General features: G+C 45.4%; 21 protein-coding genes. 10 read left to right on the forward strand and 11 right to left on the reverse strand.

Annotation, left to right across the window (positions count from 1 at the left end):
* Positions 1–48: 48 nt before the first annotated feature.
* The 3 genes from R7E42_RS17300 to R7E42_RS17310 all read right to left on the reverse strand — a co-directional run bounded on the left by R7E42_RS17300 (position 49) and on the right by R7E42_RS17310 (position 3,010).
* Positions 49–447 (reverse strand): hypothetical protein, encoded by a 399-nt coding sequence (locus tag R7E42_RS17300; protein WP_033905718.1) that lies wholly within the window; start codon positions 445–447, stop codon positions 49–51.
* A 102-nt stretch (positions 448–549) separates the two neighbouring features.
* Positions 550–1,152, reverse strand: coding sequence for a response regulator transcription factor (locus tag R7E42_RS17305; RefSeq protein ID WP_318072875.1), 603 nt, complete (start codon positions 1,150–1,152; stop codon positions 550–552).
* Between the two features lie 25 nt (positions 1,153–1,177).
* Positions 1,178–3,010, reverse strand: coding sequence for a sensor histidine kinase (locus R7E42_RS17310; RefSeq protein ID WP_158174055.1), 1,833 nt, complete (start codon positions 3,008–3,010; stop codon positions 1,178–1,180).
* A 178-nt stretch (positions 3,011–3,188) separates the two neighbouring features.
* On the opposite strand from R7E42_RS17310, the gene dsrO reads away from it, so the two are divergent.
* The 10 genes from dsrO to R7E42_RS17360 all read left to right on the forward strand — a co-directional run bounded on the left by dsrO (position 3,189) and on the right by R7E42_RS17360 (position 15,269).
* A complete protein-coding gene (dsrO, locus tag R7E42_RS17315) occupies positions 3,189–3,956 on the forward strand; it encodes a sulfate reduction electron transfer complex DsrMKJOP subunit DsrO (RefSeq protein WP_318072876.1) in 768 nt (255 codons plus the stop codon).
* Positions 3,953–5,083, forward strand: coding sequence for an NrfD/PsrC family molybdoenzyme membrane anchor subunit (gene nrfD, locus R7E42_RS17320; protein WP_285385586.1), 1,131 nt, complete (start codon positions 3,953–3,955; stop codon positions 5,081–5,083). The genes dsrO and nrfD overlap by 4 nt, the downstream gene beginning before the upstream one ends.
* A 17-nt stretch (positions 5,084–5,100) precedes the next feature.
* Positions 5,101–8,193, forward strand: coding sequence for a tetrathionate reductase subunit A (locus R7E42_RS17325; protein ID WP_318072877.1), 3,093 nt, complete (start codon positions 5,101–5,103; stop codon positions 8,191–8,193).
* Positions 8,194–8,470: 277 nt separating this feature from the next.
* The gene (locus R7E42_RS17330; RefSeq protein WP_390904734.1) at positions 8,471–9,034 is read left to right on the forward strand and encodes a c-type cytochrome; all 564 of its coding nucleotides are present in this window, start codon (positions 8,471–8,473) and stop codon (positions 9,032–9,034) included.
* A gap of 8 nt (positions 9,035–9,042) precedes the next feature.
* Positions 9,043–10,095: a c-type cytochrome gene (locus R7E42_RS17335; protein ID WP_005376684.1), complete on the forward strand. Its 1,053-nt coding sequence runs from the start codon at positions 9,043–9,045 to the stop codon at positions 10,093–10,095.
* Positions 10,096–10,398: 303 nt separating this feature from the next.
* Positions 10,399–11,730, forward strand: coding sequence for a paraquat-inducible protein A (locus tag R7E42_RS17340; protein WP_318072878.1), 1,332 nt, complete (start codon positions 10,399–10,401; stop codon positions 11,728–11,730).
* Complete coding sequence (gene pqiB, locus R7E42_RS17345) at positions 11,723–13,369, forward strand: intermembrane transport protein PqiB (RefSeq protein ID WP_213970712.1); 1,647 nt, start codon at positions 11,723–11,725, stop codon at positions 13,367–13,369. The genes R7E42_RS17340 and pqiB overlap by 8 nt, the downstream gene beginning before the upstream one ends.
* Entirely contained in the window at positions 13,369–13,947 is a 579-nt protein-coding gene (locus R7E42_RS17350; protein WP_256902939.1) for a membrane integrity-associated transporter subunit PqiC, read from the forward strand. The genes pqiB and R7E42_RS17350 overlap by 1 nt, the downstream gene beginning before the upstream one ends.
* A 102-nt stretch (positions 13,948–14,049) precedes the next feature.
* On the forward strand, positions 14,050–14,823 hold the full coding sequence (locus R7E42_RS17355; protein WP_031778929.1) for a hypothetical protein: 774 nt from the start codon (positions 14,050–14,052) through the stop codon (positions 14,821–14,823).
* A gap of 206 nt (positions 14,824–15,029) precedes the next feature.
* Complete coding sequence (locus R7E42_RS17360; protein WP_005376679.1) at positions 15,030–15,269, forward strand: hypothetical protein; 240 nt, start codon at positions 15,030–15,032, stop codon at positions 15,267–15,269.
* 60 nt (positions 15,270–15,329) lie between these two features.
* On the opposite strand, the gene R7E42_RS17365 is transcribed toward R7E42_RS17360, so the two are convergent.
* The 8 genes from R7E42_RS17365 to sohB form a co-directional block, all read right to left on the reverse strand.
* Positions 15,330–17,168 (reverse strand): extracellular solute-binding protein, encoded by a 1,839-nt coding sequence (locus R7E42_RS17365; RefSeq protein ID WP_213960471.1) that lies wholly within the window; start codon positions 17,166–17,168, stop codon positions 15,330–15,332.
* Positions 17,169–17,666: 498 nt separating this feature from the next.
* Positions 17,667–18,368, reverse strand: a complete 702-nt coding sequence (gene pyrF / locus R7E42_RS17370; protein ID WP_005376667.1) for an orotidine-5'-phosphate decarboxylase — start codon at positions 18,366–18,368, stop codon at positions 17,667–17,669.
* Positions 18,369–18,452: 84 nt separating this feature from the next.
* Positions 18,453–19,628, reverse strand: coding sequence for a lipopolysaccharide assembly protein LapB (lapB, locus tag R7E42_RS17375; RefSeq protein WP_005376665.1), 1,176 nt, complete (start codon positions 19,626–19,628; stop codon positions 18,453–18,455).
* An 18-nt stretch (positions 19,629–19,646) separates the two neighbouring features.
* Positions 19,647–19,943, reverse strand: coding sequence for a LapA family protein (locus tag R7E42_RS17380; RefSeq protein WP_005376663.1), 297 nt, complete (start codon positions 19,941–19,943; stop codon positions 19,647–19,649).
* A 281-nt stretch (positions 19,944–20,224) separates the two neighbouring features.
* Entirely contained in the window at positions 20,225–20,506 is a 282-nt protein-coding gene (ihfB, locus tag R7E42_RS17385; RefSeq protein WP_005385816.1) for an integration host factor subunit beta, read from the reverse strand.
* Positions 20,507–20,719: 213 nt separating this feature from the next.
* Positions 20,720–22,390 carry a 30S ribosomal protein S1 gene (gene rpsA, locus R7E42_RS17390; RefSeq protein ID WP_005385817.1) on the reverse strand — a complete coding sequence of 557 codons (1,671 nt, stop codon included), beginning with the start codon at positions 22,388–22,390 and terminating at the stop codon, positions 20,720–20,722.
* Positions 22,391–22,500: 110 nt separating this feature from the next.
* Positions 22,501–23,181: a (d)CMP kinase gene (gene cmk, locus R7E42_RS17395; protein WP_021033981.1), complete on the reverse strand. Its 681-nt coding sequence runs from the start codon at positions 23,179–23,181 to the stop codon at positions 22,501–22,503.
* Between the two features lie 208 nt (positions 23,182–23,389).
* Positions 23,390–24,451 carry a protease SohB gene (sohB, locus tag R7E42_RS17400; RefSeq protein ID WP_005385819.1) on the reverse strand — a complete coding sequence of 354 codons (1,062 nt, stop codon included), beginning with the start codon at positions 24,449–24,451 and terminating at the stop codon, positions 23,390–23,392.
* Positions 24,452–24,637: the final 186 nt, after the last annotated feature.

Below are 24,637 nucleotides of genomic sequence, written 5' to 3' on the forward strand. Positions count from 1 at the left end.
AAGACAAAGGTGCTAAATAACTGACGCTAGTGGTCAGAAAGCACGCTTTTATTCTCGGAACACACAGAAAGTCAGATGGACTCGATACTTACGGCCTATCGGTTCTGTCCAATGTTGCGCACCAATATAGGCACTGCACAACCAAATTGCCGAAGCAAAAAGACCGACAAACAGAACAACAATAAATACATCGAGTTGATGTTGAGAAAACTGAATTAACTTTTCAGACAATTCGCACTTGCTGGTTTCTTTAGTATCAATCGACTTGACGCTCGAACGCTCATCAGTAAGTGAAACCGCGGGCGATTCCGTCTCATATTTCATAGAGCATGACGATGCAAAACCTGAATTTTGCATCAGACACACAACCACCACCCAGCCAATAATCGCCAGTAGCCATTTTGCCCGCTTATGTGGCGTGTGATGTCGTTTAGTCAACAAACTCATAAGAATTCAGATAAAGTAAGAACGAAGAAGATAATACGCGAGTCGTCATAAAGCTCAAGTTGTATCCTCTAAATAGCCTTAAGAGGCTTCACTCGCTAAGCTTTAATCTAGCTTGCCATATATATATGCCAACTCTGCGACGGTTTTTGCCGAGAACTTCTTCAATAGATTGGCTCGGTGTACTTCAACCGTTCGCATTGCTATGCAAAGTTCGTCAGCAATACGAATATTGCGCTTTCCTTCAATGATCAAACGTAAAATGTCTTTTTCTCTAGGTGTGAGCGATTCATAAGCCGATTTTGCCGCTGCCATATCGAGGTTTGTGGCAGACTGCGCCTGTCCCTGCAAAATGGCTCGTGCCAGTTCATCGCCTTTGACTGGTTTTTGGAAGAAATTGACCGCCCCAGCTTGTAATGCATCGACCGCCATTGGGACATCACCATGCCCTGTCAGATAAATAACGGCTAACGGGCTGTTGACTTGATTTAAAATTTGGTGCACTTGCTGACCACGAAGGTTAGGCATTCGGCTATCAAGGATCACGCATCCGGCCTGATGAATGTTCACTTTATCGAGAAAAGATTGCCCATCAGCTAAAGTCGTCACGTTGAAGTCATGCTCTTCCAGCATAAAAGCGAGCGAGTCACGCACCGATTCATCATCATCGACTACAAAAACAGGTAGCTGCTTTTCACCGCTGCTCATTGAGTGCTCCTATGCCTAGTTCAGATTAGTTTTGATATGGAAACACAAGCTCAACCAAACAACCATGTGGTGCTATCGAGCTGATGACAAACTCGCCACCATGCATTTCCATCACATCGCGACAAATGGCTAACCCCAGCCCAAGCCCTTCTTCTTTGCTACTCACAAACGCTTGAGTCGGATTCTCTTGCTGCAACCCTGTACCATTGTCTAACACTCGAATAGAGAGTTGACTGATTTGGTAATCGCAATGCAGGGCAATTTTACCTTGATAACCTGATGAGTGATATTTCTCTTGGAACAAAGTACACGCATCAATCGCGTTGCTGATCACATTAACTAAAACCTGTTGTACGCCAACTGCATCGACAAGTAATGGACGAATGTTCCCTTCTGTACTGGCCACAATAGAAATGTTTTGCTTCTGCATTCGAAAATGGAGTAACTCAATCGTGTCATCAATGAGTACTTGAAGATCGCACGACGTTTTGTCGACACTGCGCTTACGAATCAACGTTCTTAATCGCTGAATAATTGCATCGGCTCTTTCAACTTGGCCCTGTATTTTCTCAAGTACAGGGACAATATCTTCATGAGGGCGCTTTTTGGCCAAGCGAAGTAAACCGCCTTCACTATAGTTGCGAATGGCTGCCAGTGGCTGATTGAGTTCATGAGCAAGACTAGTGCCGATTTCTCCGACAATCGCGACCCTTTGTGAATGTTCTAACTGTTCACTTTTCTCTTTTAATCGTAACGATGTCTGCTCCAACGCTTGCTTACTCTTGCTAAATCGATACTCAAGCCAAAAGTGGTACGCGTTCAACACAATCACAAACATGAACAGCGCCCATGCCCACTCTTGATGACTACGCAGCCAGCGTAGAGCCTCACTCCACCAAGGTTGTTGCAACGGATGGAGATCCAACGCCTGATAAAGTTTGTCGATGCTCAGCAAGCTGACGGGGGACGTCCAACCTGACGCGCCTGCCGCAATAACCGCAGGGTGTTCAGGTGGCATCGCTAACAATACTTGCGCAATCTGTTTGGCAATCTGAGCTGAGCCGCGCTCTGTTTTGGCAAATGACCAGTTAGGATAAAGCGGTGTGGAAACAGCGCATAACGAGCGCTCGTTCGGCTGTTGATTTAAAACTCGGTAATTACCCGGTTGTAAAAGCCCTTCACTTAACATCTGTTCCAATAAACAAGCGGGGACGACGGCCGCTTCCACATTACCATCACGTAATTGATACAGGTTGGCATCAATAGGAAAACCAAGATAGCGGACATCAGAAAAGAAATCGTTTGGATTAAGCCCCATTTTGACTATTTGATAGCGCATCGTTAGATAACCACCAAACGCTTTTTCTGATACCGCCGCAACGGGACGTCCTGAGACATCTTGCACCGTTTGATAACTTGAATTGGCTCGAACCACCAGCGCCGAACCAATGCCGTAATTCGAGTTTTGTGGTGCTCTGCTGGTTAGCGTTGCCATCCACGACAGCGCGTATTGCCTGCCCAATCGCACTGCCTGACCTGGGTTGGTTAAGATGAAATCTATCTTCTGAAACTTCACCGCTTCGCCCATTTCATCCAAGTTAAGGGGATGAAGGACAAAATGCACATCGGAAATTTGCTGATTGAGCCAATCAATGGTCGGTTGCCATCTCTGCTCAGCATAAAGATGGCCGCGTATCGCTAACACGCCCACTTCGACTTTTTGCTTGACCTGTGGCTGCTCTGCTTTTTGCTCTTGCATTCCTTGCAGATATTCTTGTTCAGAAACAGCGCCCTGAGCCAAAGATGCAAAGGCAACTAAGCAAAGAATCCAAAGCTGAAGCCACAGTGCTTTTTTCATGATGAGTCGAATCGTTCCGTCAAGAGAGTGCGACAAGAATAACAGCTACCTTCCCTAAACCACATTTGTTTTAGATCAAGTTTGATCTGGGTATGTGGAAATCCACAATATAAGCCTCGCAGTGCATTTCTCACAATGGAATCAGTCAATTCAAATACAACAAAAAAGCAGGTGAGTTATGGATTCCACCAAACGTCGCTTTCTCAGCGCGGTCACAGCCGGAGCCGCGTTAATTCCAGTCGCAGGCATTGGCACGGCAACTGCGGGAAACATTATTCGAAATAACCAGTCCGCTGACCGAAAAGGACAAGTCGGGAAGCGTTATGCCATGGTGATAGATTTGCGTAAATGTGTCGGATGCCAGGCTTGCACTGTGGGTTGCAGCATCGAGAACCAAGTGCCTATCGGTCAATTCCGAACCACCGTAAAGCAATACGAAGTTACGTTAGATGATGGCTCTACAGCCACGCGAGAAGCAAAAGCCTTTATGCTACCGCGCCTTTGTAACCACTGCGACAACCCACCTTGCGTGGCAGTGTGTCCGGTTCAAGCAACCTTTCAGCGCGAAGATGGCATTGTCATGGTGGATAACAGTCGCTGCGTAGCGTGTGCGTATTGTGTACAAGCTTGCCCTTACGATGCTCGCTTTATCAATGAAGACACCCTCACCGCAGATAAATGTACCTTCTGTGCTCACCGTCTAGAAAAAGGTCTATTGCCTGCCTGCGTGGAAACCTGTGTTGGCGGAGCACGTGTGATTGGTGATTTGAATGATCCATCAAGTGAAGTCCGCCGCTTAATTACGAAGCACCAAGACGATATCAAAGTGCTAAAACCCAATGAAGGCACCAAGCCTCACGTGTTTTACATCGGCATGGATGAACGCTTCACCAGCCACATCGACGGACAACCTGCTATTTACGACCCACAAGGAGATCGCGCATGAACATCACCGAAGTGTTAGTCCAACCTCAAGCGATGGCTTGGCTCCCGTGGGCGGTGCAGTATTTCTTCTACATCGGTTCGGCTTATGCGGCCGCTATTTTATTCCTAATCGCCCTATTATTTGAAAAACACACCAGCCACAGACTGCGCGCTGCACTTGTGCTGACGCTGGCCATTGGCGCCATCGTGGGGCCATTAGCGTTAACTGGCGACCTTCACCAACCGGGACGCGCATGGCATTTTTACGCACACATCACTCCGTGGTCATGGATGTCTTTAGGGTCGCTTTTCTTGCCCGTTTTCACAGGTTTAGCGGTAGTGACTGCATGGCTGTATCTCCGCGAGGATCTGATCAACTTACGTAATCAGCCTGGGAAAGTACTGCCTCTAATTTCAAAGCTGTCACTGGGTGACTGGGCGCTCTCTCGTAGAGTCATGCTTATGGTATCTGCCATCACGGTGCTATCAGGCATCACCATTGCAGTCTACACAGGCGCTGAAATTGCGGTCGTTAAATCGCGCTCTTTATGGCACCAACCCGCGTCGCCGGTTCTTTGGTTTGTCACTGCATTTATGGGCGCGGTCGGATTTTCTCTGCTGATTTGGTTACTGCTGCCTAGCCAATCGAAATCCCTCACTTCTGGTGATAGCAATTTACTCAAGAAGTCACTGGTAACGAGCGGCGTTCTGACGCTGATTCTCCTACCCATTTGGGCATCCAACAATTCCGCATTTTCGCTCTATTCTAGCGAACAATGGATCCACAACATTGCCCTGCTCACTTTTGTCGTTTTAGGTTGTGTTTTGCTCGCTTTCATCTTCTTTCGCGATACCAAAAAGTCCACATCAGCCAGATTTCGTCACGTCATAGTGCTCAGTTTTGTGTCTGCTGCCGCACTGGCAAGTGCATGGCTGATCCGCTGGTTTACCATCATGGAAGTGCAAACCATCGCCAAGTTCGATGCAGGGCTGTATCCATACCAACTCACTATGGATGGAAATGGCTGGATAGGCCTTATCGGCATGCTCGGATTATGGCTTGCACTGGCACTGCTCGGTTCGGAGCTGGTTCAGCCAAAACAAAATATCGAAGTAAAAGCTTCATCACTCACCTTAACTGAACGCTAATCAAAGAGGATTTCATCATGGATAACAAACGCCGTCAGTTTTTGAAATCAGGCATTGCAGTGGGTGGGCTTGGCGCATTCGCTGCGGGTTACGCCACCACCACCAAACATATGGTCGAAGGTGCGCTCGAAGGCACTGCGGGAGAAAAAACGCGTGATATTCACCACGGTAACTCGCTTGAACCAGAGTACACGGTCAACAGCAAAGGCAACCTAATCCCTAATCCAAATCAGCGCGTTGCGCCATCGATGTGCTTTGGTTGTTGGTCACTGTGCGGATTGCGTGTACGCATTGATAACCGCAGCGACGATATTTTGCGTATTACTGGCAACCCATATCACCCACTCTCTCATCAGCAACACATTCCGTTCGAAACGCCAGTCAAAGATGCTTATTTAAGTTTGGCAGGAGAAGCGGGCCTTGACGGTCGTTCAACAGCATGCGCACGTGGCAATGGGATGCTAGAAATTCGCAACAGCCCGTACCGCATTACTCAGCCACTGAAACGAGTTGGAAAACGCGGCGAAGGAAAATGGATTCCGATCAGCTACGAGCAATTGATAGAAGAAATCGTAGAAGGTGGTGATTTATTTGGTGAAGGCCATGTTGATGGTTTACGCGACATTCACGATTTAACAACGCCCGTAGATCCTGAAAACCCAGAATATGGACCGAAAGCCAACCAATTGTTAATGACCAACGCCGGTAACGAAGGCCGAGACGACATATTCAAACGCTTCGCGTTCAACAGCTATGGTACACGTAACTTTGGGCATCACGGCTCTTACTGCGGCTACGCATTTCGTGCTGGCAGCGGCGCATTTATGAACGACTTAGATAAGAACGCACACTTAAAGCCAGATTTTGATAATGCGGAATACATCATCTTCATCGGTATGTCGCCTGCGCAAGCTGGCAACCCTTTTAAGCGTCAGGCGCGCCAACTCGCCAATGCGCGAACAGAAGGTAGCTTGGAATACACCATCATCACGCCAAGTTTGCCTGCGGGTTCATCGAGCTTGGCCGCCGGTGACAACAACCGCTGGATACCAATCAAACCGGGCACCGACTCTGCCCTCGTGCTTGGCATGATCCAGTGGATCATCGAAAACCAACGCTACAACAAAACCTTCTTGGCGCAGCCGGGGGCAAACGCGATGAAGCGAGCCGGCACCGCGCACTGGTGTAATGCCACGCACTTGGTAATCAGCGATGAGCAGCACCCGAGAAACGGCACGTTTTTACGCGCATCTGATCTGAACCTGCCATTTGAGGGCGAAGCGTTGTCTGACTCCGACCCGTACGTCATCGTGGATGAGCAAAGAGGCGAATTTGGTGTTCATACCCAAGCTGAGGAAGCGGCACTGTTTATCGATAAAACGGTTTCGCTTGCATCGGGCGAAGTGCGCGTAAAATCGTCTCTACAAAGACTCAAAGAAGAGGCGTTCAAATACAGCCTTGCGTTCTACAGCCAACAATGTGAAATCCCTGTCGAACAAATTGTTGAACTAGCAAAGCGCTTTACCAGTCACGGAACAAAAGCGGTGGTCGATACCCACGGTGGCAACATGCACACCAATGGGTTCTATAACTCGTTTACCATCATGATGCTCAATGCGTTGATTGGTAACATAAATATGAAAGGCGGCGCGATGGCCAAAGCGGGTGGCTACCCAACTTCCGCTGCGGGTCCTCGTTACGACTTCACCAAATTTGCTGGCAAAGTCGGCCCGAAAGGCGTCTTTTTGTCGCGCAGTAAATTCCCCTACCACAAAACAAGCGAATACAAACGTCGCGTTGAGGCTGGTGAATCCCCTTATCCAACTCGCGCGCCTTGGTATCCGTTTGCCGCGCCACTGCTGACAGAGCACCTATCTGCGGCTATTGATGGTTATCCATACCGCGTAAAAGCGTGGATCAATCACATGGCGAACCCAATGTATGGTGTACCCGGTTTGAAAACGCTGCTGGAAGACAAGCTTAAAGATCCAAAACAACTCGGTTTGATTGTGTCTATTGATGCGTTCATTAACGAAACCACCGCGTTGTCGGATTATATTGTACCTGACACGGTCACCTACGAAAGCTGGGGTATGGCAACGCCTTGGCACGACGTTCCGGTGAAAACCGTCACCGCTCGCTGGCCGATTGTGGGAGCGCGAACAGAGAAAACCGCCGATGGTCGTTCAATTTGCTTAGAAAACTTTTTGATTGATGTCGCCAAGAAAATGCAACTGGGCGGCTTTGGTGACAACGCGATTCAAGATGCGCAAGGGAATTGGCACGCTCTCCACAGCGCTGAAGATTTCTACTTACGTTCCGCGGCAAACTTGGCTTATGTGAAAGGCGGGGTGCCTGAAGTTTCGGCAGAAGACATTGCGTGGTCCGGCCTAGAGCGTTTAATGCCAGCCATGCAGAAGACGCTGACAGCGGATGAGATGAAACGTGTGGCGTTTATTTTTGCTCGCGGTGGACGTTTTGAAAATGCAACCGAAGCGTATCAAGGTGAGCAAATGAAGCACAAATGGACACGACCTGTCGCGATATGGAATGAACGTGTCGGCAGCGCAAGAAACACCATGACCGGTGATTTCTACACGGGTTGCCCAACATGGCATCCACAAAAACTGGCCGATGGCACATCAATGGAAGACCAGTTCCCAAGCTCAGAATGGCCTTTCAGCCTGACGAACTTTAAATCCAACATTCACAGTGCGGTATCCAACCTATCGCCAAGGTTGAACTCGATTAAAGGCGTAAACCCAGTGTACATCCATCCAATCGATGCCGAGCGTGCGGGCATTAAAACGGGTGATGAGTTTGTTATCGAGACACCATCTGCAAGCACCAAAGCACTTGCGATGATAGTCAGCGGGATTCGCCCTAGCACACTCGGATTTGAACATGGGTTTGGTCATACCGAGCTAGGACAACGCTCGCACTGGATCGGCGATAAACAACAACCCGTAAAAACGCGCAGCCAAGATGGCGTCAACATTAACGACATTGGCTTAATTGATCCTACCCGAGAAGGTAAAGGTGTATTGTTGGATTGGGTAGTGGGCGCGGCGGCACGTCAGTCCCTGCCGGCCAAAATCCGCAAAGCGTAACGCCGCACGTTAAGACGTCTCTACCACTTAGAGCTGCCGATTTGTGCAGCTCTTCACCACTTTGTTTTTATCGCTTATAGAACAACCAATAAAAACAAATACGGCCATTTACACTTATTAAATATGTGGAAATCCACAATACCTTTCATTATTGACAAGGCCGACAATATTGTCCAAGTGACTACCAAGTAGCACTTAGACATATTAATAAAAATTAAAGTGAGTCAGCATGTCAAAAATTCTTCCAGTGGTGGTGGCCTGTTTGTTAGCAACCACTATGGGCGCAAGCGCCTCGTCTATTCCGGAAAAAGCCAGCGTATGTAGCGGTTGTCACGGCCAAGATGGCATGGGACAGCCAAATATCGCGCCGATGATCGCTGGTTTAAACGCGAATTATCTCAACACTCAAATCGAACTATTCCTTAGTGGCGAACGCCAAAATCTGGTCATGCAAGGCATGGCGAAGGAACTCAGCGATCCCGCAGGCCGTAAGGAAGTTATGGAGTACTTTGCTAACCTCCCGAGCTATGAGTTCACGAATCCAGAACAACGCGGCGACCAAGCTGATATTCGTAACCCGTATCGTAAGTTAATTTTCCAAGGCGATTGGGATAGAAATATTCCAGCTTGCGCAACTTGTCATGGAGCCAGCGGTATGGGCGTCGACAAGTTCCCTCGCCTCGCAAGCCAACATGCTGATTACTTAAAAACGCAATTGATGGCATGGAAAAACGGCACTCGCAGTGGCGACCCGCTCAATATGATGGGGACCATCGCAAAAAATCTCACTGACAAAGAGATCGAAAATCTTGCTTACTACTTTGCCTCATTACGTTACTAGGAGCAGTCATGAAACGTTTCTATTCTTTGTTCGCACTGCCTTTCATTTCTACGCTCGTACTAGCTAACGCTCCATTACCGGACCGCCAGAAAGAGCTACCTGCGATAGAAAAAGAAAAGCACGGTGAATACTTAAAACCGCGTGATCTCAGCACAATCCCAAACACCGCATTTGGTGAGCAAGTAAAACGCGGTTACTCGCTCTTTGTTAACTCACAACAAATGCGCGGAAAATACGTTGGCAACGAACAAAACTGTGTGAACTGCCATATGGAGGCAGGACGAAAAGCAAACGCTGCGCCACTGTGGGCAGCTTACATGGCATACCCGGCATATCGTAAGAAAAACGATCGCGTAAACAGCTATGCTGACCGTATCCAAGGTTGTTTCGAGTATTCCATGAACGGTAAAGCGCCCGCTTACGATTCGACAGAAATTGTTGCCCTTAGTGCTTACGCCTACTGGTTAGCGATGGGCGGCTTGCTTGACAAACATGGTATGGCGGATGAACCCATTCCAGAACTAGACGCAAAAACGTTGCAAATTGGTGGAAAAGCAAAAGACTTCCCGTTGCCCGAAGCCATCGCACAAGCATTACCAATTGAAAAGCGGGGTAATCTCTCTGGGCGTGGCTACCCAAAAATCGCCGCCCCTGAGCAAGAACCATCAATAGAGCGAGGCGCATTGGTCTACGAAAAGAACTGTGAAACTTGCCATCGCGCCGACGGTTCAGGCATCAAAGACACCAACGACCATTCATACATTCCACCACTTTGGGGCGAATATGCGTATAACTGGGGCGCAGGTATGCACCGGATTAACACAGCGGCCTATTTTATTTACGAAAACATGCCGCTTGGGAAAAGTGTGCAGCTGACAGAGCAAGAAGCTTGGGATGTCGCAGCATACGTCAACAGCCATGAGCGTCCACAAGATCCTCGATTCAAAGGCAATGTCACCGCAAACGCGGAGAAATATCACCAGCACCAAGGCTATTACGGCAAAACGCTCAACGGTACGCAAGTCGGCTCCAATGCCTTTAAGAGCGGAACGGTCAAGTAAAGTACAACTAAGTACCTTAAATAAAATGCTCTTTTTCCCTGCTCTGATTATCTGGGCAGGGTTACTTACCCTTAAAAACAAGTAATTACCCCCCTCCACAGACAAGCAATATCACATTATTTTCGACTTCCAACATACTCATCTTCGCCGTAAAATCTTGTACCAAACGCGACTTCGTTTATGTCTTAGATCTCCCATATCCTCTAATGCCAAAAGTAAGAAACTCGTAAACTCCTGAATCAAAACAAGCGTGCCTAGTGAAAAAAGAGTATTCTTAAAGCAAATGAATCTAAAACCTACCCGATGAGTATTCAACCTAATTCCCGTCAGTTAATTTCATGCGAAGAGTGCGGCCTTGTTGTTCGCATTCCCGATATCGAACAGGGGCAAAAAGCACAATGTCCTCGATGTTCGCATTCGCTGACTAAAGTGAATGCCAAGCCTTACCAAAGCGTGATCGCCATATCATCGGCATGTTTGATCATGTTAGTGCTAAGCATTTCTTTCCCTTTTATGTCGTTCAGCGTGCAAGGGTTGTCGCAAGAAATCACCTTGTTGCACGCTGCCAAAATGCTGGCTGAGTTTCAAAATGTGCTTTTGGGTGTGCTGCTACTCGCAACAGTTATCGTTTTGCCTGCAATCTATGTTGGTCTCATTCTCTTTCTTCACCTTGAAGCATTAAAAGCACGTAAACATACCCCCTCTAAAAAGCAGCAACGAATGGCAAAAGTTTTATGCCGTCTTCTGTTTCGAGTCGAACCTTGGTTAATGGTGGATGTATTTTTGATTGGCGTGTTGGTCAGCTTAATTAAAATCGCTTCCCTCGCAGACATAGGAATGGGCACTTCATTCTGGGCGTTTTGTGTATATACCGTTCTGGTAGTCAAATGCATATCAATTGTCGACAAAAGCTGGCTCTGGGGGCACTTTATTCCAGCTATCGAGCTACATGATGTAAAAGAGGGTGATACGCACCATAACCACAACCATATTGGTTGTCATACGTGCCACCAGCTCAACCCTATTGAAGCTAAAAAACACCAACACTGCATTCGTTGTAAAAGCCCTATTCACAAATACAACCCCGCAGACAATTTACAAAAAGCTTGGGCGCTTTTGTTTGCTTCAGTCATTTTCTATATCCCTGCGAACCTCTACCCTATGATGTACACCGTAAGCCTTGGACATGCAGAAGGTTCAACTATCATGGAGGGGGTAATATTGCTTTGGCATTTAGGTTCTTACCCTATTGCGATGGTAATTTTCTTTGCTAGCGTATTTATTCCAATGGCGAAAATGCTGGCACTCGCGTGGCTGTATTACAATGCGCAAAAAGCGCGATATCTTCCGCACGAAGAGAGTATTTCACGCTTAAAGATCTACCGCATAACTGAGTTTATTGGTCGTTGGTCCATGATCGATATCTTCGTCGTCGCGATCTTAGTTGCACTGGTTCAGCTGCAAAACTTAATGGCGATTTATCCAGGTCCTGCTGCGCTCTCTTTCGCGGCAGTGGTCATTTTTACTATGCTTTCTGCAATGATATTTGACTCACGTTTGTTGTGGCAATTGCCACAAAACGAAGTGCAGGAGCCGATTTCTGACAACTTAAACGAGAAAGCCAAATATGAGTGATGAGAACAACGTAACCGCTCAAATAAAACCGCAAAAGCAGATTTCTGCGATATGGATTGTCCCGATCCTTGCGCTAGCCATGGGAGCGTGGATGCTGTTCCAATATATCAACAGTACAGGCCCACAAATTACTCTCCAACTGCCAACCGCAGATGGGATTGAGGTTGGCAAAACCGAAATCCGAGCATTGAATGTAAAAGTCGGACTGATTACTGAAGTCACTCTCAGTGAAAATTACGATCACATCATCGCTAAGGCACAAATGAACAAGGATGCAGAACGCATGCTGCGAGATGACACCATGTTTTGGGTGGTGAAGCCTCGTATTGGCCGTGATGGCGTTTCAGGTTTAGAGACCTTGCTCTCTGGCGCTTATATCCAACTTCAGCCGGGTAAATCTAAAATAGAGAAAGAGCGCTTTACGGTCTTAGATGTTCCCCCAGTGGCCTCTCCTGATGCAGAGGGGTTACGCCTTGTGTTAACACACCGCGAGGCGGGTAAGCTAGGCGTTGGTGACCCCGTCATTTATAAAGGCTTTACGGTTGGTCGTGTAGAGAAAACTAGCTTTGATGTTGACACTCGCAAAGCGTTATACCAACTCTTTATTTTCAAGCCTTATGACAGCTTAGTGCGCACTCGTACCAAGTTCTGGCTGAATTCTGGCGTAGATTTACAGCTCAATGCTGAAGGGTTCGAAGTCAAGTTTGGCTCATTAGAGAGCATGCTAACGGGTGGTGTTACCTTCGATACCGTTCCAGGTCTTGAATCCGGTGAACAGCTCACTGAAAATATGGTCAACTTCCGCTTGTACGATGATATTAAACAACTTCGAGAAGGCATGTACGATGATTATATTGAATTCGTTATGCTTTTTGATGAATCGGTACGAGGACTTAAACGTAAGGCACCTGTCGAATATCGAGGCTTGAGAATTGGTACTGTGATGCGTGTACCAATGCGACTTCCAACCCCAGAAGAGAACTTTTCTGCGAAAAAAATCCCTGTATTGGTACGTATCGAGCTCGGCCGTGTTTATGGCGATTTCCAATCCCAATCTTTACCAATGTTAAAAGATAAATTGAAGAGTGAGTTTGCTAAAGGCCTACGTGGTACTTTAAAAACAGGTAACTTATTAACAGGCGCACTGTATGTTGACGCCGACTTCTATCCAAATGACGAGCCTTACGTCCCGAGTAAGTTTGCTGATTTAGATGTTTTCCCAACCATGCGTGGTGGTTTTGCGCAGGTTCAGCGCCAAGTGAACGACTTCCTAAATAAGATTAATAACTTACCGATGGAAGAAACGCTAGATTCTCTCAATTCAACGTTAAAAACGTCTGAAAAAACGTTAGCTTCAGCAGAACGCGTGGCGGACAGTATTGATAAACTTTTGAATCAAAAAGAGACGCAAGAGATCCCAACAGATATTCGCCAAAGCTTACAGCAATTACAAAAAACACTCGATGGTTATGGGCCCAACTCAACCATGTACAGCGAAATGGAAGCCACGCTAAAAGAATTAGAAAGCGTGATGACAGAGTTTAAACCCGTACTTAAACAGCTAAACGAAAAGCCAAACTCTCTTGTGTTTGGAGAAGATGAAATCAGTGACCCAATACCAATTAAAGGCCAAAACTAATGAAACGAGTATTCTTTCTGTCTATCGCGCTATTTGTCGGTCTAACGGGTTGCAGTAGCGCTCCGCAAACTAAAGGAGCTATGTACCTTCTACCTAAGGTGGAACCAGTGACGCTGAGCTCTTCTGATATCGCTCAGCGCCCAACTTTAGTTGTTCGTCCAGTGACATTGGCGAGTTATTTGAATGATAATGGCATTGTTTATCGAACCTCTGAGACCCTAGTTATTCAGGCGAAACACAATCAATGGGCGCACAGTATTTCTGAGCAAATCACTCAGAGAGTCGTCGCGGAACTACGCCACAAGCAAAGTCATTATTGGCCGACTGAAATGAATAATCTGTTGGATCAAAGCGGTGAAGCCAAACTACAGCTTACGTTAAATAAATTTAATGGCAGCTACAAAGGTAATATCGAAATTGAGGGAGAATGGTTACTCATTAATGCCGAAGGTAAGGTCGAAAACAGTGCGCCAATACAAATCTCAAAGCCGCTTCAAGATGAAGGCTATGAAGCGCTCGTCAACGCTTTATCCATAGGCTTAGAAAGCCTAACCTCAGACATTGCCAAACAACTCTAAGTCAATGTTAATTACAGGGAAGCAAGTTGCTTCCCTTTTTTATGCAGAGTGTAGCGACTTCTACTAAGCTGAAAGCTGACGAAAAGCCGAAAAGGAAATTGGATGAAACCATGTAACCTGCTATCACTCTCCTCACTCATTCTTGTATTACCTACATCAGTAGCGCTCTCAGCCGAGACACAAGAATCTCGTTGGCGAAATAGCATAGAAGTGTACATGCTAGGACTGAATATCCACGGGGATACCAGTATTGGTCGCTTTTCATCAGAGGTGGATGTCGATCCTAAGTTCATCGTAGACCACCTCGATATTGGGGCGATGTTGCGATTCGAGAGTATTTACCAAAGTAAGTGGGGCTACTACATAGATTATAGTTTCATGAACTTAAGTGGTGATGTTAATAATATCAAGGGCGCTCTGCCTAACGCTCGTTATCGTGCGGACATCGAAATACGGCAAGGTGTTCTAGAAGCAAAGGCATTCCAACGCGAACAATATTCATTTGGTAAACTGGATTATATGTTTGGATTACGTTGGTGGGACAATGACATCACCGGCAAACTGTATCGCAATGATAACCGGGTACTAGAAGATAGACTGTCATTACAAGAAGATTGGGTCGATTTTTTAGTTGGCTTGCGACTCATTGATGAATTGAGCGAAAACTGGCGATTTCATGCCAGTATCGACGCCGGACTTGGCAACGATACTCACTTCACTTATGCCATTCAAACTGGTGTTCGTTATAGCTTTAACGAATGGTCTGATCTCAACTTAGCTTACAAGTCGACCTGGGTCGATTACAAAAATGAAGAGGTATTTGAATATGATACGGCTTCTCAAGGGCTTTTAGTCGGACTTGGCTTTTACTTTTGATTAGGTGAAACCCTAGCCTATATTCAAGCGTTGTAACGTGTACTAGCTCTAGGTACACGTCTAGTGCCGCGTTACAGATGCTTAAATAAGGCAAATTGATCTTCATCAGACTATAAATTGCTCTTCGGTGCTACTCTCTGTCACAAAATATAAAACCCCACTCTATGACCTCATATAGGTCTTGTTGATAAGGTTCCCGAGTAGCAATGTCGATTAACATTTCCGATTTAACCACCGCCCTAAATAAGGTGGAGCATATTCATAAAGTGCAGCTTGAAAACGTACATCAGTTCTTCAAAGCAAACGAAGCTTTCTCGTTGCAAACATTCAGCCAGCTGATATCAAGCGACTCGCTTGATGATCGATTTAAAACCATCGATAAAGCGTTCTCTTTGCTTGGTGATGCAAAAACCTACCTTTTAGAAGCGTCTTACCTTATTAAGTAAAAAAGAAAGCCCCGATAAAATTCATTACCGGGGCTATCATTTTCTATCTAAACTACTGATTTACAATTTGTAACGATCATCAATTACCGTTAATTCTGGGAAGGTTTTACCCTCGTCCATCGCTTCTTCTGTCTCTTCTTTTACTTGGTTATCAATCCAGAAATTACCGATATCCATTGGATGAAGCACCCATTCTGTCGCTTTTGTCATGCCGTTTTTAGGAATTTTAACCCAGCGCCAATGAGCAACTCGAGAATAAGGCACCATGTAGCCAGGAACGATGATGTTCGCTTTGCTGACATAGTTTTGGATTTGATGCGACAAGTCGTAACGCTTCTCCTGATCAAACTCAGAATCATACGCTTCAATTAACTTGTCTAGCTCAGGGCTGCTGTAGTTGGTGTGAGCATTCGTTTGTGGTCGATTTGCATTATCCGAGTGTAGGTATTCCCAATACGCAGGGATCTCACCAGAGCCCATATTCAAAAACGCTAGCTGATGCTTTTTCTCAAGAATGTATTTAAACGCAGATGAGCCATCCACCAAGTTTAACGTGAACTCAAGACCAGCAAGTTTCGCTTGCTCTTTCAGGTATGCAATACGCGGTGTCCAAGAGTTGTATCCGTAGGTGATAGCAAAGCTCAAGCGTTGGCCCTTGTCGTTAACACGAATACCATCTGCGCCCACTTTGTCAAAGCCCGCTTTTTCGAAGTGTTTAACCGCCGCATCAGCATCAAACTTTGGCGGTGTATTGTTAGGATCATCGTATTCGCCATGACCAAATCCGAGTCCATGCGGTTTACGTGAATAATCTCCACGCATGATGTTTTCAATCATGCCGTCATAGTCAGTGGCTGCCATAACACCTTTACGCACTTCTAGGTTATCCAACATCGGCATCGCTGTGTTCATCCAAAGACCACCAGCTCCTTGCGGTGCTTCGTTAAAGCCCCAGTACTTTTGGATATAGCCTTTTTTGTACACATCACTATTGGTTTTGTCATGCCAAAAGCTTGGTAGCACCATCTCAAAGTAGTCTAAGTTGCCTTTCTCAAAGTGCTTCATGGCAATATCAGGATCGCGAATTACCTTAATGCGAACCTTTTCAACGTTATAACGGTTTTTATAGTAGCGGTTGTTGTATCCCCACCAATCTTCACCGACATGTTTGAATGTTACGCTCTTACCTTTCTTCACTTGATCAATGTAGTAAGGCGCTGCGGTTGGCTCAGATTTAAAGTTAAACTTTCTGACGAAGTTATCAGGCATGCCATCGTTATTTGCGTCCTTTTCTCCTTCAAAGAAGTGTTCAGGACGAGGCTGAAAACCATTACTTGGCATGTTAATCATAACCATAAGTGAGTCATGACTTTGAGCTACAGCAAGATTGACTTTGATCGTGTAGTCATCAATTTTTTCAACACTCACAATACTGTTTGTGAAGAAGTCGTTATACCACGGGTCGATAATGTCTTTTGACGTGTAGTACTTCATCATAAAGACGTAATCATCTGCTGTAATTTTTTCACCATCTGACCACTCGGCCGTTTCGTCGAGTTTAAAGAATACGGTTTTGTTGTCCTCTCCAAATGCCCATGACTCAGCAAGTTGAGGGATCCATTTGCCAGTATTTGGATGACGCTGAGCCAGTTTTGGTGAACCATCCATTAAGTATTGGCGCAAACCTGAGTTCGCATCTGGACCAACACTTCGTAATGTTTGCGGAAAGCTCTGAATGTAAGTGCGATAGGTGCCACCTCGTACCGCTTCTTCAGAGGCAAATAGAGGTTCGTTGTTGTTTGAAATCCATTCGATATCAGCTGGCAATTCTGCCGCACTCAGTTGAAAACTGGCAGCGGTCAGTGTTGCTAGTACTGAAAATGGCAGTTTTTTAGTCATGTTTCTTCCTTGTTGTGTTTGCGCACTAAGGTCGTAACAAGGAAGACAGCGTGTGAAAGCTCACAGAAAGCTGCGATTTAAAATACGCAGATAGGAAATAATAGGAACGTAATATGAAGTGACGTCCTGCCAGCTTCTATATTAATTTCAAAGAGTTTCACTAGGTCATCCTAGACCTTACAACGCAGTGAATGCATCTTCGCCATAGTATTCTTTAGATATTTGTAACGCAAGCCATCAATAACACATGATTGCATTTTCGAGGCATCACAGTGAGTTATGTTACAAAAGTGTGATCGACATAGTACCAAGCCCTACTTTACTCAGAATAAACCGCAGAACCTTTATCTCAATTGGCCCCGATATACCAGTTACAGCGAGTAAATGATCAGACATAGCTGGTTAAAAGGAATGGTTGTTTACCGCGATCAGTATTTTCATTCGATATAAAAAGTGAGGCATCCAGCCTCACTTTTCTCCATACAATCGAGACAGTGCTTACATGTTAGATAAGCTCTCATTGATCGACTTCAGCACTTCTGCAGGATTTGACGCTTGAGTGATAGGGCGACCAATCACAAGATAATCTGAACCTGATTGGATAGCGTCTACTGGCGTCATGATACGGCGTTGGTCACCTTGTTCCGAGCCAGCAGGTCGAATACCAGGGGTCACTAATTTAAATTCTTGGCCTAGTTCGCTCTTCAGTAGTGAGGACTCTTGCGCTGAACATACGACACCATCTAAGCCCGCGTTTTTGGTCAAGGTTGCTAGACGAATCACTTGCTCCTGAGGCGCAACATTCAAACCAATACCAGCTAAATCACTTTGTTCCATACTGGTTAGCACCGTTACACCGATAAGAAGTGGACGATCTTTACCATATGGCTCAAGAATTTCACGTGATGCCGTCATCATACGCTCACCACCGCTCGCGTGTACGTTCACCATCCATACACCCATTTCAGCCGCAGCGCGAACTGCTTTCGAGCAGGTGTTTGGAATATCGTGAAATTTTAAATCTAGGAATACCGAGAAACCACGTTTATGGAGTTCACGTACAAAATCAGGACCAAATAGCGTAAACATCTCCTTGCCAACTTTTAGTCGGCATGACGCAGGATCAATTCTATCTACAAACGCAAGTGCATCTGCTTGGTTATCATAATCCAGTGCGACAATAACTTTTTGGTCGATCATTTCATCTCCTAACTGTTTTGGTTCTTATTAAATAAAAAGTTAAAAAAATGCAGCGGACAGAAACTCTGCCAGCTGCATTAAGAATTATTCACCATCCAATCCGCGGATTGGCTTGATCGTCCCCCATCCTTTACAGGACGGACAATGCCAATAAAGGGAATGGGTAGAAAATCCACACTTCCGGCATCGGTAATGCGGTTTCACTTTTAACTGTTCACCCACCATCGCTTGTAGTGTTGATAGGCTGTCTTTCGCTCGACCATCTTCTGCTTCTGCAATGTGGTAGTCAATTAAACGGTAGAAGCCCTTCATGGTTGGGTTTTTCAGCAATTGTTTCGTCAGTAACTCTTGAGCAGCCCCAACGTTCTCGTGATGAGCAACTAATTGAGCCAACATCAACTCGGCTGATACGCCTGCTTTCTTATCAATACAAGCTCTCAGAAACTCGACAAGTTCATCTTCCTGACCCAGATGATGATAGCATTCTGCAATAGTTGGCAAGACATCACTGATAAAGTCTTTATCTTGCTCAAGTACCCCCGTCAGATATTTGATGGTGTGCTTATAGTCTTCAGACTCTAGGTAAATTCGTCCCAAAGCAATACTTGCTCGAACACACTTCGGGTCTTCCGCTAACGCTTTTTTAAAATGCTGTATTGCCTTATTAGTATTCCCATCAGCTTGGTCGAGCATGGCTATTTCACACCAAAAATGGGCAATATTTGCACGCATCCTTGAGCGTTTATTACCTAACTTAGCCAATTGGTTCGCGTAATAAATCGCCTTTTCCCATTCTCGTGTTTGCTGATAAATGGTCACTAATTGTTGAAGAGCCGCCTCTTTGTAATCTGGCTCTTCGACTAACTGTTCGAAGATTTTCTCTGCACGATCAAGAAAACCAGAGACCATGTAGTCTTTCGCTAACTGTTGAAGGGCGAGGTTCTTTTGGTCCAGTGTTAAGCCTGAACGAGAAATAAGATTTTGGTGAATTCTGATTGCGCGGTCGACTTCACCACGAGACCGGAACAGGTTACCCAACGCAAGGTGAGTATCGATGGTCTCGTTATCAACTTGGAGCAATTCAATAAAGTGATCGACAGCCTTATCTGATTGGTCAGAGAGCAGCAGATTAAGACCCGTCATATACTGACGAGAGATTTGATGAGATTGCTTCTGCTTGTCTTGCTGAGCGCTGCGATGCCCCATATACCAGCCATACGCAGCAGCTATAGGCAACAACAAGAAGAGTAGTTCAAGCATTAAAGTTAAGCCTTATCCTTATGCCTGTTTTTCAATGGCTGGCTTATCAGCAGCGTTGTTTGATTCAGTTGGTTCGTACTTTTTCAGTTTTTTCTTTAAACGACGGACCTGTAGCTGAGTTTTCAGTTGGATGCTACCAAAGATAACCCACGCTAAAGCAAAGCCAACCACAAATACTACACCTAATAGCGTAGATAAGTGGAACTCTCCTTTTGCTAGAAGATAGTTAAAAGTCACGAGCTCTTGGTTTTGGGAACCTAACGCCAATGCAATTAAAAAGAGAGCTAAAACAGCAACGATTTTTATAATTTTCATGTTACATCACCCTTCTAGGAGTAAGTCGGTAAGATTATGCAGGAAAATGCTTCTTCAGACTACGTATATTAGCAATAATCTATACCCAAGTAACCTCAAGATGCTTAGTTTGTAGACATGCTTAGAAGTTAAAGTTATTTGGGTATAGAAAGCAGCAAAGAAAACAGCTGAATCCACAATTAGATTAGTAAACGATCTTGGATGTATGACTAACTTGGATACATTACAAAAAAGCGGCATACACAAACGTATGCCGCTTTTTTCAAACTAATAAGAGTGCATTAACCAATATTTACACGCTCACGAAGTTCTTTACCAGGTTTGAAATGTGGAACGTATTTACCTTCCAATTCCACTTTATCGCCCGTTTTAGGGTTACGACCTACGCGAGGCTCGCGGTAATGAAGAGAAAAACTACCAAAGCCACGGATCTCGATACGGTCACCGCTCTCTAGTGTAGAGGCCATGTGCTCTAAAATATCTTTTACAGCATCCTCTACCTCTTTCGCTGATAAGTGTGTTTGCTCAGCGCAGAGTCTTTCAATCAGTTCAGACTTAGTCATAGTTGCCCTCTTTGAGTATCTTTATCACTTATTATAGTAAGTAATACTAATTCCAACAAACACTTGCTGACAATTCTAGACAAATTTTATGCAAAATGCGCAATGAAGAAATGCCTTTTATTAAGATAGTTTACTGTCATTAGTATTACTACTTAAATATGACCAAATATAAAAAAGGAGCCTTGCGGCTCCTTTTTTGCTTAAGCGAGTATATTATTCGCCTTTAGCAGCTTTGAAAGCGTCAGCCATTGCGTTACCGAATGCATTGTCATCTTGCTTGTTGATAGATGCCATTGCTTCTTGCTCGTCAGCTTCGTCTTTAGCTTTGATAGATAGGTTGATTACGCGGTTCTTACGGTCTACACCTGTGAACTTCGCTTCAACAACATCACCAGCGCTTAGGATTAGAGAAGCATCTTCTACGCGATCGCGTGATACTTCAGAAGCACGGATGTAACCTTCAACGCCTTCTGCGATTTCAACAGTAGCGCCTTTAGCGTCAACAGCAGTTACAGTAGCGTTAACTAGAACACCTTTCTTGTTGTCAGCAACGTAAGCATTGAATGGGTCATTTTCCATTTGCTTGATGCCTAGAGAGATGCGCTCACGCTCAGCGTCTACTGCTAGAACAACTGCAGAGATCTCGTCGCCTTTCTTGTACTCACGTACAGCTTCTTCGCCAGCAACATTCCAAGAAATGTCAGATAGGTGAACTAGACCGTCGATGCCGCCTTCTAGACCGATGAAGATACCGAAGTCAGTGATAGACTTGATCTTACCAGTAACTTTGTCGCCTTTAGCTTGTGCTTCAGCGAATGACTGCCATGGGTTAGCTTTACACTGTTTCAGACCTAGAGAGATACGACGACGTTCTTCGTCGATTTCAAGAACCATAACCTCAACTTCGTCGCCAACATTAACAACTTTAGAAGGGTGGATGTTCTTGTTAGTCCAATCCATTTCTGAAACGTGAACTAGACCTTCAACGCCTTCTTCGATTTCAACGAAGCAGCCGTAGTCAGTTAGGTTAGTTACGCGACCAGTTAGTTTGTGACCTTCTGGGTAACGCTTAGCGATTGCTACCCATGGATCTTCGCCTAGTTGCTTAAGACCTAGTGATACGCGAGTACGCTCACGGTCGAACTTAAGAACTTTAACTTGGATCTCGTCACCAACGTTAACGATTTCAGATGGGTGCTTAACGCGCTTCCAAGCCATATCAGTGATATGTAGAAGACCGTCAACGCCACCTAGGTCAACGAACGCACCGTAGTCAGTAAGGTTCTTAACGATACCTTTAACTTCAGAACCTTCTTGTAGAGTTTCTAGAAGCTCGTCACGCTCAACGCTGTTCTCTGATTCGATAACTGCACGACGTGAAACAACTACGTTGTTACGTTTTTGGTCAAGTTTGATAACTTTGAACTCTAGCTCTTTGTTTTCTAGGTGAGCAGTGTCGCGGATTGGACGTACGTCTACTAGAGAGCCAGGAAGGAAAGCACGGATACCGTTTAGTTCAACAGTGAAACCGCCTTTAACTTTACCGTTGATGATACCAACAACAGTTTCAGCTTCTTCGTAAGCTTTCTCAAGTACGATCCAAGCTTCGTGACGCTTAGCTTTCTCACGAGAAAGTTGAGTTTCACCGAAACCATCTTCAACAGCGTCTAGAGCTACGTCTACTTCAGCGCCAACTTCAACTTCAAGTTCGCCAGCAGCGTTCTTGAACTGTTCAGCAGGGATAGCAGATTCAGACTTAAGACCAGCGTCAACAAGAACGAAACCGTTCTCGATAGCTACTACAGTACCTTTAACGATGCTGCCTTGTTGGAATTCTGTTTCGTTTAGAAACTCTTCAAAGAGTTGAGCAAAAGATTCAGTCATTTAATTAATCTTCAATAAATTAAACTTCCACGGGTATCCTACCGCATGGGGTTATTAAATTCGCCAGTCATCATCCTTGCGACCAACGCTCTTAGCCTAGTCGAGTATTATTACTCAGCTAGCTTCGATTCGATATATTGTAGTGCCTTTTCTACTACTTCGTCGATAGTCATCGACGTAGAATCTAGCACAAGCGCATCCTCAGCAGGGCGTAATGGCGCCACTGGGCGGTTACGATCTCGGTCGTCACGCTCTTGGATCTCGCTTAAAAGGTCAGCAAATCTAACATCTAACCCTTTCTCTTGCAACTGTTTAAGGCGTCGATTTGCACGCTCTTCAGCACTCGCATCAAGGAAGATTTTTGCTTGCGCACTCGGGAATACAATTGTGCCCATATCACGACCATCAGCAACCAGACCCGGAGCGGTCTCAAATGCACGCTGACGACGTAGTAATGCCTCACGAACACGTGGCAAAGCCGCAACTTTAGATGCTGCCATACCCGTTTCTTCTTTACGAAGCTCCCCTGACACGTCTTCGCCTTCTAGAATGACCTTAACTAAGTCACCTTCCGCGATAAATTGAACGTCTAGGTGGGTTGCTAGTGGGACAAGAGCATCTTCTGACTCGGTGTCGACACCGTGGTGAATCGCAGCGAGTGCAAGTACACGATAAATTGCGCCAGAATCTAAGAGTTGGAAACCCAACTTTTTCGCCAGCAACATACATAAAGTGCCTTTACCTGCACCACTAGGTCCATCTACGGTTACAACCGGAGTTTGAGAGGACATGTTCTTCTCCACCAATAGTTTCTTTTCAGCAATTTGCTCGGTTTTCGAGGCGCACATTATACGGGTAATCAGTCTTTGGAGCGAGGAAAAATGTCGTGTAAAGCATTACACCTAATGCGTAATTGGATTCATCAATAAACATAAAGTTCAACAAAAACGGCGAGAGCTTCTGCCCTCGCCGTTTTAAATGTCATGAACTTAAGCTCGATTAAACAATCGGTTTTTGACCACGCTCAGCTAACTTTAAAATCACACTATCAGCGACTTTACCCGCCACACCTGCTAGCTTGTCTGCCAGCTTTTTCTTCTGCACATAATGCACAGAAAGTACGGTTTTATCTTTGCATGCCGCAACAACGATATCATCAGATGTACTAATGTCATCCACCAAACCAAGCTCTTTCGCTTGTGTACCGAACCAGTGCTCACCAGTGGCTACTTTGTCTAGGTCCAAACTAGGACGACGCTCACGGATGAAGTCTTTAAACAAGACATGTGTTTCTTCAAGTTCTTGCTTAAACTTATCGCGCGCTTTATCGGTATTCTCACCGAACATCGTTAGCGTGCGTTTATATTCACCCGCTGTTAGTTGTTCGTACTCAATGTCATGTTTCTTCAACAGTTTGTTGAAGTTAGGAATTTGTGCGATAACGCCAATAGACCCCACAATTGCAAATGGTGCAGAAACAATCTTATCTGCTACACATGCCATCATGTAACCGCCACTTGCCGCAACTTTGTCAACAGAGATGGTCAGAGGAAGACCCGCAGCTTTGATTCGGTCCAGTTGAGAAGAGGCAAGGCCGTAACCATGAACCATACCACCGCCAGACTCTAAGCGAAGTAACACTTCATCACCTTCACGTGCGACAGCCAAAATAGCGGTGATTTCTTCACGTAGAGACGCGACTTCTTTTGCGTCTATGCTACCGTTGAAATCAAGAACAAATAGGTGTGGTTCACGCTTGCTATCTAATGAACCGTCTTTGCTCGCTTGTTTGATTTCTTTCTCGCGAGATTTGTTCTTCTCTTTTTCTTCTTTCTTGACGGCTTTATCTCGAGCCTTGATGAAAGCATCGTCATGTAAATGATGCTCTAACTGCTCAACAGATTGTTTGTGTTGCTCTGAAAGGTTGGTAATCTCTAACTCCCCTTTCGCCGCACCCGATTTGCCACCAGCCGATTTTGCAATAATGAGCAGAACAATTATCGCAGCAACCACCGTGATAATTTTGGCCAGAAACAGACCATAATCTAATAAAAATTCCAACGAGAGCTCCTTTATCTCATTTCAGATGACGTTAGTATGTTACGCAGAAACATCAGCGAGAAGGCAGCGCGGTTTGTAACCACTTGTTCTGATTGATAGCATACCTAACGAAAGTTCTGGAATTGGTATAACACATGAATTGGTGTATTGTAACCATCTTGTCACGATTACCAAGATTTTCCATTG

It is taken from the genome of Vibrio sp. Vb1337, from assembly GCF_033338715.1.
GTDB lineage: Bacteria > Pseudomonadota > Gammaproteobacteria > Enterobacterales > Vibrionaceae > Vibrio > Vibrio alginolyticus.